General features: G+C 69.8%; 10 protein-coding genes. 6 read left to right on the top strand and 4 right to left on the bottom strand.

The features are described 5' to 3' along the window. The first annotated feature begins 43 nt into the window (after window positions 1–43). Together AB0I69_RS29105 and AB0I69_RS29100 are read left to right on the top strand one after the other, a co-directional pair. Complete coding sequence (locus tag AB0I69_RS29105; RefSeq protein WP_363098676.1) at window positions 44–1,633, top strand: von Willebrand factor type A domain-containing protein; 1,590 nt, start codon at window positions 44–46, stop codon at window positions 1,631–1,633. A gap of 85 nt (window positions 1,634–1,718) precedes the next feature. Then, entirely contained in the window at window positions 1,719–3,656 is a 1,938-nt protein-coding gene (locus AB0I69_RS29100; RefSeq protein ID WP_363098675.1) for an AMP-dependent synthetase/ligase, read from the top strand. An 81-nt stretch (window positions 3,657–3,737) separates the two neighbouring features. Here AB0I69_RS29100 and AB0I69_RS29095 read toward each other — a convergent pair whose 3' ends face one another. Next, a complete protein-coding gene (locus AB0I69_RS29095) occupies window positions 3,738–4,148 on the bottom strand; it encodes a rodlin (protein ID WP_363098674.1) in 411 nt (136 codons plus the stop codon). Window positions 4,149–4,494: 346 nt separating this feature from the next. Continuing rightward, window positions 4,495–4,908: a rodlin gene (locus AB0I69_RS29090; protein ID WP_019065694.1), complete on the bottom strand. Its 414-nt coding sequence runs from the start codon at window positions 4,906–4,908 to the stop codon at window positions 4,495–4,497. 191 nt (window positions 4,909–5,099) lie between these two features. Here AB0I69_RS29090 and AB0I69_RS29085 point away from each other — a divergent pair, with 191 nt between their 5' ends. From AB0I69_RS29085 to AB0I69_RS29075, 3 genes are all read left to right on the top strand, one after another. Further along, entirely contained in the window at window positions 5,100–5,513 is a 414-nt protein-coding gene (locus AB0I69_RS29085; protein ID WP_363098673.1) for a rodlin, read from the top strand. A gap of 324 nt (window positions 5,514–5,837) precedes the next feature. Continuing rightward, window positions 5,838–6,029 carry a chaplin gene (locus AB0I69_RS29080; RefSeq protein WP_019065692.1) on the top strand — a complete coding sequence of 64 codons (192 nt, stop codon included), beginning with the start codon at window positions 5,838–5,840 and terminating at the stop codon, window positions 6,027–6,029. 107 nt (window positions 6,030–6,136) lie between these two features. Then, entirely contained in the window at window positions 6,137–7,093 is a 957-nt protein-coding gene (locus AB0I69_RS29075) for a chaplin family protein (protein WP_363098672.1), read from the top strand. Between the two features lie 53 nt (window positions 7,094–7,146). On the opposite strand, the gene AB0I69_RS29070 is transcribed toward AB0I69_RS29075, so the two are convergent. Continuing rightward, entirely contained in the window at window positions 7,147–8,403 is a 1,257-nt protein-coding gene (locus AB0I69_RS29070; protein ID WP_363098671.1) for an NAD(P)-binding domain-containing protein, read from the bottom strand. Next, window positions 8,403–9,710 carry an ATP-grasp domain-containing protein gene (locus tag AB0I69_RS29065; RefSeq protein WP_363098670.1) on the bottom strand — a complete coding sequence of 436 codons (1,308 nt, stop codon included), beginning with the start codon at window positions 9,708–9,710 and terminating at the stop codon, window positions 8,403–8,405. Before AB0I69_RS29065 ends, AB0I69_RS29070 begins: the two co-directional genes overlap by 1 nt. Window positions 9,711–9,863: 153 nt before the next feature. On the opposite strand from AB0I69_RS29065, the gene AB0I69_RS29060 reads away from it, so the two are divergent. Then, a complete protein-coding gene (locus AB0I69_RS29060; protein ID WP_363098669.1) occupies window positions 9,864–11,090 on the top strand; it encodes a glycosyl hydrolase in 1,227 nt (408 codons plus the stop codon). Window positions 11,091–11,112 lie beyond the last annotated feature (22 nt).

Genomic DNA, 11,112 nt, shown 5'->3' with positions numbered 1-11,112 from the left:
CAGTCGCAGAAGCCGACGTCAACGGACCGAGGGGGCATGGGAGATGAAGACCCACCAGACCCACCAGACCCACCAGACCCACCGAACACGACCGAGGCGGGAGTCCGGACGCCACCGCACCCGGCGACTGCGCGCCACCCTGCTCGCCCTCACCGCGGCGGGCGGCCTGCTGCTCACCGGCTGCAGCGAGGGCGAGGGCAGCCACTCCAACACCGCGAACGGGGCCGACCACACCGGCTTCCCGGCCCCGGCCGTCACCTCCGGCGGAGAACAGACCGGCCAACAGGACGGCGAGAAGACGGACAGCTCCGCCGACGAGATCGCCCCGTCCCCCGACTACCTCTCCACCTTCGCCCTCGACGTCGACACCGCCTCCTACGGCTACGCCCGCCGCGTCCTCGCCGACGGCCAACTGCCCGACCCGTCGACGATCCGCCCCGAGGAGTTCGTCAACAGCTTCCAACAGGACTACGACCGCCCCGACGGCAACGGCTTCACGGTCACCGTCGACGGCGCCCGCACCGACAAGTCCAACTGGTCCCTCGTCCGCGTCGGCCTCGCCACCCGCACCGCCGACTCCACCGACGAACGCCCGCCCGCCGCCCTCACGTTCGTCATCGACGTCTCCGGCTCGATGGCCGAGACGGGCCGCCTTGACCTTGCCAAGAAGTCCCTCGACGAGATGACGGACCGGCTGCGCGACGACGACTCGGTCGCACTGGTCACCTTCAGCGACGAGGCCGAGACCGTGCTCCCGATGACCCGCCTCGACGGCCACCGCGGCCAAGTCCACGACGCCATCGACGAGTTGGAGACCCAGTCCTCGACCAACCTCGGAGCGGGCGTCGAGACCGGCTACGCCACCGCCGCCGAGGGCCTCCGCAAGAGCGCCACCAACCGCGTCGTCCTCATCTCCGACGGCCTCGCCAACACCGGTGACACCAAAGCCGACTCGATCCTCGAACGCATCGCGAACGAACGCCGCGACCACGGCATCACCCTCTTCGGCGTCGGCGTCGGCAGCGACTACGGCGACGCCCTGATGGAGAAACTCGCCGACAAGGGCGACGGCCACACCGCGTACGTCTCGAACGACGCCGACGCCCGCAAGGTCTTCGTCGACCAACTCCCGCAGAACATCGACCTCACGGCCCGCGACGCCAAGGCCCAGGTCGCCTTCGACCCCCAGACGGTCGCCCAGTTCCGCCTCATCGGCTACGAGGACCGCAAGGTCGCCGACGACGACTTCCGCAACGACAACGTCGACGGCGGCGAGATCGGCCCCGGCCACACCGTGACCGCCCTCTACGCCGTCCGCACCAGGCCCGGCGCCGACGGCCACCTCGCCACGGCGAGCGTCCGCTGGCTCGACCCGAACACCCGCGCCCCGCACGAGGAATCGGGCCAACTGGAGACCGACGCCCTGCACGACTCCCTCGGTAGCGCCCCCACCCGCTTCCAAGTCACCGCCGTGGCCGCCTACTTCGCCGACACCCTCCGCGCCGGCGAGCTGCCGGGCAACCCCGGACTCGACGAACTCGGCGACCGCGCCCACGCGTTGGCGAAGAAGACGGAGGACAAGGACGTACGACAACTCGCCGAGGCGATCGACGAGGCGAACCGGCTGAAGTGAACCGGAAGGAAATCGACCGGCCCCATTGACCATCTGTTACGCGCGAGTAAGTTAGCCCCCCAGTCACCGTCGACCGGGAGCCGTCATGGGCGTACGCAAGGACTTGAAGCGGGCGCGGCAGCGCACCGACCTGGCGGCCCGCTCCCGGGTCCAACTCACCAGGGACGAGCGAGGTGTCGTACGAGAGGCGAGCACGCTGCCGCTCGCCCCGCGCCCGACGACCGGCAGCACCGCCGACCTCCCGTTCACCAACGCGGCGGAGGCCTCCGACACCGTGGTCCTCCGCCGCGAGCGGAACGGCACCTGGCACCCCGTGACCGCAGCCGCCCTCGCCGACGAAGTCACCGCCACCGCAAAGGGGTTGACGGCCGCGGGCCTCGAACCGGGCGGCCGGGTGGCCGTGATGTCCCGCACCCGCTACGAGTGGACGGTCCTCGACTTCGCGATCTGGGCGGCCGGCGGCCAGACCGTACCGATCTACGCCACCTCTTCGGCGGACCAAGTGGAGTGGATCGTAAGGGACTCGGGCGCCCGCTTCGTCATCACGGAGACCGCCGAGAACACCGCCACGGTCACCACGGGCACGGCCCGCCACCCTCAACCCCCACGCATCTGGCAGCTGGACGCGGAAGCAATGACCGAACTCGCGGACCTTGGCCGGGAGTTGCCCGACGAGGAGATCACCAAGCGCCGCGCCTCCCTCACCCCCGACACGATCGCGACGATCTGCTACACCTCCGGCACCACCGGACGCCCCAAGGGCTGCGTGCTCACCCACGCCAACCTGCACGCCGAGGCCGCCAACATGGTCGAGCTGCTCCACCCCCTCTTCACGGAGGTCACGGGCCAGGTCGCCTCGACGCTCCTCTTCCTCCCGCTCGCGCACATCATGGGCCGCACCCTGCAGATCGCCTGCCTGATGGCCCGCATCGAGATCGGCCACTGCCCGAGCATCAAGCCCGACGAACTCCGCCCGGCGCTACGGGAGTTCGGGCCCACCTTCCTGGTCGGCGTCCCGTACCTCTTCGAGAAGATCCACGACGCCGGCCGCGCCACCGCCGAGAAGATGGGCCGCGCCGCCTCCTTCGACCGCGCCGACCGCATCGCGGTCCGCTTCGGCGAGGCGTACCTGAACAGGTTCCTCGGCACCGGCAAGGGCCCCGGCCCCGCCCTCTACGCCGCGTGGGCCCTCTACGACCTGCTGGTGTACCGCCGTATCCGCAAGGAACTCGGCGGTCGCCTGCGGTACGCGATCAGCGGCGGCTCCCCGCTCGACCGCGACCTCAACCTCTTCTTCTCCGCGGCCGGAATCATCATCTACGAGGGCTACGGCCTCACCGAGACGACAGCCGCCGCCACCGTCGTCCCACCGCTGAGGCCCCGCCCCGGCACGGTCGGCCTCCCGGTACCCGGCACCACGATCCGCATCGCCGACGACGGTGAGGTGCTCATCAAGGGCGGGGTGGTCTTCGGCGCGTACTGGAACAACCCGGCGGCCACCGACGCCGTACTGCAGGACGAGTGGTTCGCGACCGGCGACCTGGGCGCGCTCGACGAGGACGGCTATCTCACCATCACCGGCCGCAAGAAGGACATCCTCGTCACCAACGGCGGCAAGAACGTCTCCCCGGCCGTCCTGGAGGACCGCCTGCGCAGCCGCGCCCCGATCGGCCAGTGCCTGGTCGTCGGCGACAACCGCCCCTTCGTCGCCGCCCTGATCACCCTCGACCCGGAGGCCGTCGCCCACTGGCTGGCGGTCCGCAAGCTCCCCGCCGACACCCCGCTCGCCGACCTCGTACGCGACCCACGCATGCGCGCAGACGTCCAGAAGGCCGTCGACCACGCCAACGAGGCCGTCTCCCGCGCCGAGTCGATCCGCGCCTTCGCCCTGGTCGAGGGCGAGTTCACCGAGGACAACGGCCTGCTCACCCCGTCCCTGAAGCTCAAACGGCACGTGGTGACCGCGGCCTACGCGGACGACATCGAGGCGCTCTACAAGAGGCCGAAGCCGCAGCAGTCGTAGCAGGAGAACCGGCTCTACGACACGCAAGAGCGGGCCGCCGAAGTGCTCGGCGGCCCGCTTCCGTGGTGCGTGGTGCTGAGGTCAGCTGCCCACGGCGCCGTTGCCCGACAGGACCGGGATGTTGTCCAGGATGTGCGACAGGGGCTCGTCGCCCTTCGCCTGGGTGGAGTTCTCGGTGCACTGCTGGTTCTGCGGGGCCGACAGGATCGGCACGTCCTGCAGGACGGTGACCGGCACGAGGCCGACGATCGAGGCGGCGTTCACCTTGGCGGGCAGGCCGACACAGGGCTTGTTCAGGGTGCCCTGGACGAGGGAGAGCTGGGGGCTCATGTCGCCCTTGGTCTCCTGGTTGCCGTACTTCTGCTCGGCGCCGTTGCCCTGGGTGGTGGTGACGCCGTCGTCGTTGCCGATGGCCATCGCCGGGGTGGCGACAGCGCCGGTGGCACCGGCGAGGGAGGCGGCAACAGCCGCGGTCGCCCACAGCTTCTTCATGTTCAAACCCTTTCGGAGGACGGACTCCCGTTGCGGAGCCGCGCGATGATCAACTGAGTGATGGCTGGTTTGGTTGCGGCCTTTGCCCCATATGGAGCAATAAGTCGGCTCGCTCGCGAGCGAGCTTCCCCAGGAGGGGACGCGGTGGGTGGTCGTGAGCTCCGTGGACGACACCCATGAAACTCCGGAAGTCGACCGGCAGAAGACCGTCGATGCCGGCGCGCGGCACAGGCATAAGCGCGGCTGGGAATCCCGCGGCAGGATATTCAATTCCTTCTTCGTCACGCGGAGAAGGTAAGCCAACGGGCCGCCGAGAATTCGGCGGCCCGCTGTGCGCGTCCGCGAATCAGCTGCCCGCGGAGCCGTTGCCCGACAGGACCGGGATGTTGTCCAGGATGTGCGACAGGGGCTCGTCGCCCTTCGCCTGGGTGGAGTTCTCGGTGCACTGCTGGTTCTGCGGCGCGGAGAGGATCGGCACGTCCTGCGCGACGGTGACCGGCACGACGCCGACCAGCGAGGCCAGGTTCGCCTTGGCGGGCAGGCCGATGCAGGGCTTGTTCAGCGAACCCTGGATGAGCGCCATCTGCGGGCTCATGTTGCCGTACGTGGCCTGGTTGCCGTAGACCTGCTCGGCGCCGTTGCCGTTCGTCGTGGTGACGCCGTTGTCGTTACCGATCGCCATCGCCGGGGCGGCGACGGCAGCCGAGGCTCCGACGACGGAAGCGGCGACAGCCGCAGCAGCCATAACCTTCTTGATCACTTGCGTGGTCCCTTCTGGAGTAACCCCGTCCACCGGAGCGACCTGAACAACTGGCGCCGGGCCGCATGGTTGCTCCGATTCACTCCAATGGCCCAGATGAATCCAACCGGGTGAAGCCTCGCAACCAATCCGGCCGACCTCTGTTGATGGGGGAGCAGGAATTGTGTCTCTGCCAGGAAAGGACCGCAGAAATGCTCAAGAAGGCAATGGCTGCGACGGCTGTCGCGGCTTCCGTCGTCGGCGTCTCGGCGACGGCCGCCCCGCAGGCGCTGGCCATCGGCAACGACAACGGCGTCACCAGCGTTGACGGGAACGGTGCCCAGCAGATCTACGGCAACGCCAAGACCGCCGGCGACATGAGCCCCCAGCTCGGGCTCGCCCAGGGCGACCTGAACAAGCTCTGTGTCGGTCTGCCGGTCAAGGCGAACCTCGCCTCGATCGTCGGCGTCGTGCCGGTCACCGTCCTCCAGGACGTGCCGATCCTCTCGGCCCCGCAGAACCAGCAGTGCACCGAGAACTCCACCCAGGCCAAGGGTGACGAGCCGCTGTCGCACATCGCGGACAACATCCCGGTGCTGTCGGGCAACGGCGCCATCGGCAGCTGACCGTACGACCCCCAGTGGCCCGGGCGGCTCGCCGGAATTTTCCGTGCGGGTCGCCCGGACTGCTTCCAAAAGCTGTCTCCCCTTGAAGAGAAGCGTTTCTTCGTCGGTACGGCCATCGCGTCAATTCGGTGCGGACGATCGAGTGAATTGTCAGATGTCGCGCGTTCCTCAGTTTCTTCCGGTGTCTATCCCTCGTTTTACATCCTGCAGGTCATGGTGCGAGCCGCCCAAGCTGTGCTCGCTCGGTTTCGACCGTCATAGGGCATGACCGCAGAGAAGGGAACGTTCATGAAGAAGAGCGCTGCTGTTGTCGCTGGTGCGATCATGGCCCTCGGTATGGCCGCCCCGGCCTTCGCCGACGCCGGTGCCGAGGGCGCCGCCATCGGTTCGCCGGGTGTCCTCTCGGGCAACGTGGTCCAGGTTCCGGTGCACATCCCCGTCAACGTGTGCGGCAACTCGATCGACGTGATCGGCCTGCTGAACCCGGCGTTCGGCAACACCTGCGTCAACGACTGACGACGTAACGCACCAGCCGTTCCGGCTGTGTCACGGCCGGCCTTGGACACTTTTCTGTTCCAAGGCCGGCTTTTTTTCCCACTTCTTCAAGCAGGAAGACAACGAGATTGCGACAGACCCTGGGTAAGGGAATGGTCGCGGCGGCCGCCGCGACAAGCATTCTGTCCCTGTGTGGCAGCCCCGCCATGGCCGACGCGTACACCGGCGGCACTGCCAAGGATTCGCCGGGCGTCCTGTCCGGCAACAGCCTCGAAGTCCCGATCGACGCACCGGTCAACGCCTGTGGCGACTCCGTCGACGGGGTGGCCGGGTTCAACCCGACGTTCGGCAACTCCTGTGCCGGCGGCACGGAATCGCACCGGCACAGCGAGCACACCGAGCGCCACCGCTGGACCGAGCCGTCGTACGGCGACTCCGACGACGACTCGGGCTACGGCTCCGGGGACGATTCGGGGTACGGCTACGTCGAGCACTCCGGCTATGGGTCCGGGGACCACTCGGGCTACGGCTCCGGCGATCACTCGGGTTACGGCTCCGGTGACCACTCGGGCTATGGCTCCGGTGACTCGGGCCACGGCAAACCGGACTGCGAGGAGACGCCGCCGCCTCCGCACGGTGGGGACCACACCCCGCCTCCCACGGGCGGCGACCACACTCCGCCGCCGCCCACGGGTGGAGACCACACGCCTCCGCCTCCCACAGGTGGGGAGCACACGCCCCCTCCGCCCACGGGTGGGGACCACACCCCGCCTCCGACCGGTGGGAACCACACTCCGCCGCCGCCCACCGGTGGAGACCACACACCCCCGCCGCCCACTGGCGGGAACCACACCCCTCCGCCCACGGGTGGGGACCACACCCCGCCGCCCACCGGCGGGAACCACACCCCACCTCCCACGGGCGGCGACCACACGCCTCCGCCCGGTGGTGGGAGCCACACCCCGCCGCCCGTCCTGGCGCACACCGGCAGTGAGGCCATGTTGGCCACTTCGGCCGTCAGCGCCGCGTTGATCGCGGGCGGCACGATCCTCTACCGACGAGGCCGAGCCGCGGCCCGTAGGTGATGCACACGGGGTGCCGGACGTCACCGCCCGGCACACCCGCATCACCCGCGCTGTCAGCGTCGTACGAAATCCAGTGCACCCCGTCGCCCCGGCGCCGGGATCATGCCGCCGCGTGGCTCCGAGTGCAGCCGGCGTCGGACTCCCCGCACCAGTGCGCCCGCCGTGTACGTGGCGCCGTGCACGAAGCGCATCGCCGGGCCGAAGCCCGAGGCCGTCACCAGGCCCGCCATGAAGAGGCCGGGGTGCGAGGACTCGAAGTCGCGGCCGACCTCCGGGGAACCGTCGCCCACCGTGGCCAGGGACCCCCTCAACTCACTTGAGAGCAGCCCGAGTCGGGCGGTCGTCGCCTTGAACCCCGTTGCCGCGATGACGTGTTCGGTGTCCAGGGTCCGCGTCCCGCCCGCCCGGCTCACCGTCTCCAGGCGTACCCCGCCCGGCACCACGTCGGCCGCCGCGACCTCGTGGCCGAGCAGCACCTCGACCGTCGGTTCGACCCGGTCCCGTACCCACCAGGCGCCCGCCGGGCCGAGGGCCGTGGTCGCGATCCTGGCCCGGGTCGACTCCGGGAGGCGGTGGAAGAGGCCGGGGCGCTCGGAGTAGAACCAGTTGCGCCAGCCGGGGCCCAGGCCGCTGTGCGGGGAGCGGGCCTCCCGCCACCACGGGCGTTCCCACGCCGGCGGTACGTCGTTCCAGTGCAGCTCGTCGGCGCGTGCCAACACCCGTACCCGCGTGCCCTGTTCGGCGAGCAGCGCCGCGGTCTCCAGTGCCGCCTGGCCGCCGCCGATCACCGTGACGTCCTTGCCGCGGAAGTCGTCCAGCGCGCTGTGGTGGCTGCTGTGCGAGACGAGCGACCGGCCCAACCCCCGTAGCGCGGACGGGATTTCGACGAACGGCATGACGCCGATCGCGAGGGCGACGGTGCGGGCATGCAGCACCGTGCCGTCGTCGGTCACCGCCTCGAAGCCGCCAGGCACCGGTGCGATCCGCTCCACCGTCCGTTCGTCCACCTCGGGCACGGCGTTGCGCGCGAACCACAGGCCGTACTCGGCGAACATCTCGACGGGGATCGGCTCCCCGTGCCGGGCCTCCACGCCCTGGCCCGCGCAGTACACGTCGAGCGGCCAACGTCCTTCAGGGTCCGACAAGTTGGAGGCCCACGGCTCCGACTTGAGGAACATGCCCCGGGGCATGTGGTCGCGCCAGGACGCCATCGGTCGGCCGAAGACGCGCAGGTTCAGCCCGGCGGACGCGGCGTGGGACGCGATGGACAGGCCGTACGGGCCCGCGCCCACCACCAGCAGGTCGTACATCAGCAGCTGCTCGCTTTCTCGTCATCGGTCAACTCGGTCAACTTGGTCAACTCGGCTGGTTCGGCAGGTCCGTTGGGGAGACTCTCGCCCGCCTGCCGGACCACCCGCGCCTCCGTCGTACGCACCGGGGCCGTGCTGCCCAGCCGCTCCCGCACCTTGCGCAGCACATGCCCGCACCACAGCCCCCACATCGCCCGGCCCGGCGCCCGGTCGTCCGGCGCGTACCAGGCCAGCTCGCGTCCGGCCGGCGCCGGTCGCAGCGCACTGAGCGGCGCGTAGTTCTCCACCACGAACGAACGGCCCGGCCGCGGCGCCCCGTCCGGCAGCGGACGGTGGGTCAGATCCAGGTGCAGGGCGCGTACGACGTCCAGGCCCGCGCTGTCGGCGAACAGCCGGAACTGGGCGCCGGGCCGCGGGTTGAAGTCGAGGAGGTGGTAGCGGCCGGTCGAGCCGCAGCGGCGGAAGTCCAGGTCGAAGATGCCGCGGTAGCCGAGTTCGGTGGTGAGGCGCTCGGCCAGCTCCTGCACCTGCGCGTTGGGCGTCCAACGGCCCACCGCCGTCAGGCCCGCGCCGCGCGGCCAGGCGCGCTGCTTGCGGCCGGGGCCACCGCCGCGTACGGCTCCGGAGCGGTCGACGTAGCCGTGGAAGAACCAGTCGCGGTCGTGCCCCGACGGCAGGAACGCCTGCAACAGCAGCCGGCTGCCCGCCTCCTCGGCGCGCAGATACAGCTCGCGCGCCTCCTGCGCGCTGTGCACCACCACCGTGCTGCGCAGTCCGGTCCCGGCCGGCACCAGCCACGGCCGGCTCCACTTCGCGACCACCGGCAGCCCCAGTTGCCAGGCGGCACTGGCCGCCTGCGCCGGGCTCTCCGGGACCAGGGTCACCGGATGCGGGATGTCCGCGCTCGCGCACACGGCGGCCAGTTCCGCCTTGTCGGCGACCCGTTCGGGCAGCGCGCCGGGCTGCTGCGGCAGCAGATAGGAGGGCGCGAGTTCGTCCCGCAGCCGGCCGACCGCGACGGCGCTCGCGTCGTCCATCGGGATCAGTACGGCGGGACGCGCGATCCGCGCGGCCACCCGGCGCAGCGTGACGGCGATCTCGGCGGGAGTCGCGCCGGGTGGCGGCGGGGGATGCATCTGGCAGACAAAACGGGAGCTGCGCACGGGACTTCCGGCGGAATCGGCGACCACATGCACCTCCACCCCCGCCCGGCCGAGCGAACGCACGGCCCCCAGCGTTCCGTGGTGAAAGGGATTCCGGTCGACCCGCAACAGAACTGCGGGGACACGGACATCGAGCAGCGACACGGACTGTTTCCTTCGGTTCGATTCACCCGTGCGGGCGATAGGGGAACTCGGAAGCCGTAACGGCGGTGGCGTAATTCATATTCATATGACTGAGTGTCAGTAGAAGGAAAAGCAAAGTCGGAACGGAGTACGACAGTGGAGAGAGGAGCAGGCATGGCCCCACAGCAGCGACGGTCCCGGACCGCCCGGCTGGCCTTCATCGCGGCTACGGTCGCCGCGTCGGCGGCTTTCGCGTCGGGTCCCGGGTTCGCGGCGGGAACGGAGGTGGCGCGCGCCACCGATCCACCTGCTCCCGTGACCACCACACCCACGACTCCGGCCTTCGGTGCCTTCCTCGACTCCGGTGCCAGTGGTGTGGCCCGGATGGCGGCGCTGAGCAGCTGGCTGGGCGGCGCCGAACTGCGCGTCGGCCACACCTACCTGCCCGGCAACAACTGGAGCGACATCGAGGGCGCCCCCGGTCTCCTCGACGTATGGGCGGACTGGCGCACCGAGAAGTCCGACCGGATGCTCGTCCTCAACGTGCCGATGCAGGAGCACAACGAGGACGGGGTGTCCGACTGGCAGGTGCGGCGGCTGCTCCAGCAGGGCGCGGCCGGTCAGTTCGATCAGCACTTCAAGGCCCTCGCGCAGCGGCTGGTCGACCTGAAGGTGCCGGACACGGTGATCGTGCTCGGCTGGGAGATGAACGGCACCACGTACACCTCTCGTTGCGGGCCGGACCCGGAGGCCTGGAAGAAGTACTGGAACAGGATCGTCACCACGATGCGCTCGGTGCCGGGCCAGAAATTCCGGTTCGACTTCGACCCGAGCCGCGGCCGGGACGCCGTTCCCTGGACGCAGTGCTATCCGGGGGACGACACGGTCGACATCGTCGGAATGGATTCGTACGACCAGCCGTCCGGGCTGACGTTCGACGAGCAGGTGAAAGAGCCCTACGGACTTCAGGCACATGTGGACTTCGCCAAATCCCACGGCAAGCCCATTTCCTATCCTGAATGGGGACTCTTCCGAAACGGGGACAACGCGGAGTACATGAAGCGCATGCTCGCCTGGATGGACGAGCACAAGCCGCTGTACAACACGGTCACCGACTACTGCCCGCACGGTGTGTGGCAGTGCTCGCAGAACCCCAAGTCGTCCCAGGTCTACCGGTCGGTCCTGTTCGGCCGCACCGAGGACCCGACCCCGCAGCCGACCACACCCACGACACCCGTGACACCCACGACCCCGGTCACCCCGGAGCCGACCACGCCCACCACACCGCCCACCCCGACGCACCCGGCCAACTGCTCGCCGGTCGAGCTGGGCGACTGGGTGGAGTACTGGCTCGGCGGGAAGCTGTGTGTGAAGTTCGACTGGTGGCAGCGCGACCGCTGAAGCAGAGGTGGCGGCGGGCCGC

This window comes from Streptomyces sp. NPDC050508 (assembly GCF_040655155.1).
GTDB lineage: Bacteria > Actinomycetota > Actinomycetes > Streptomycetales > Streptomycetaceae > Streptomyces.
Note: the sequence above shows the minus strand (reverse complement) of the source record. Positions and strands in the feature narration are given on the sequence as shown.

Excerpts from the sequence above, each read along its gene's own strand:
- AB0I69_RS29105 (WP_363098676.1), top strand. The coding sequence starts at position 44 with ATGAAGACCCACCAGACCCACCAGACCCACCAGACCCACCGAACACGA.
- AB0I69_RS29100 (WP_363098675.1), top strand. The coding sequence starts at position 1,719 with ATGGGCGTACGCAAGGACTTGAAGCGGGCGCGGCAGCGCACCGACCTG.
- AB0I69_RS29095 (WP_363098674.1), bottom strand. The coding sequence starts at position 4,148 with ATGAAGAAGCTGTGGGCGACCGCGGCTGTTGCCGCCTCCCTCGCCGGT.
- AB0I69_RS29085 (WP_363098673.1), top strand. The coding sequence starts at position 5,100 with ATGCTCAAGAAGGCAATGGCTGCGACGGCTGTCGCGGCTTCCGTCGTC.
- AB0I69_RS29080 (WP_019065692.1), top strand. The coding sequence starts at position 5,838 with ATGGCCCTCGGTATGGCCGCCCCGGCCTTCGCCGACGCCGGTGCCGAG.
- AB0I69_RS29070 (WP_363098671.1), bottom strand. The coding sequence starts at position 8,403 with ATGTACGACCTGCTGGTGGTGGGCGCGGGCCCGTACGGCCTGTCCATC.
- AB0I69_RS29060 (WP_363098669.1), top strand. The coding sequence starts at position 9,864 with ATGGCCCCACAGCAGCGACGGTCCCGGACCGCCCGGCTGGCCTTCATC.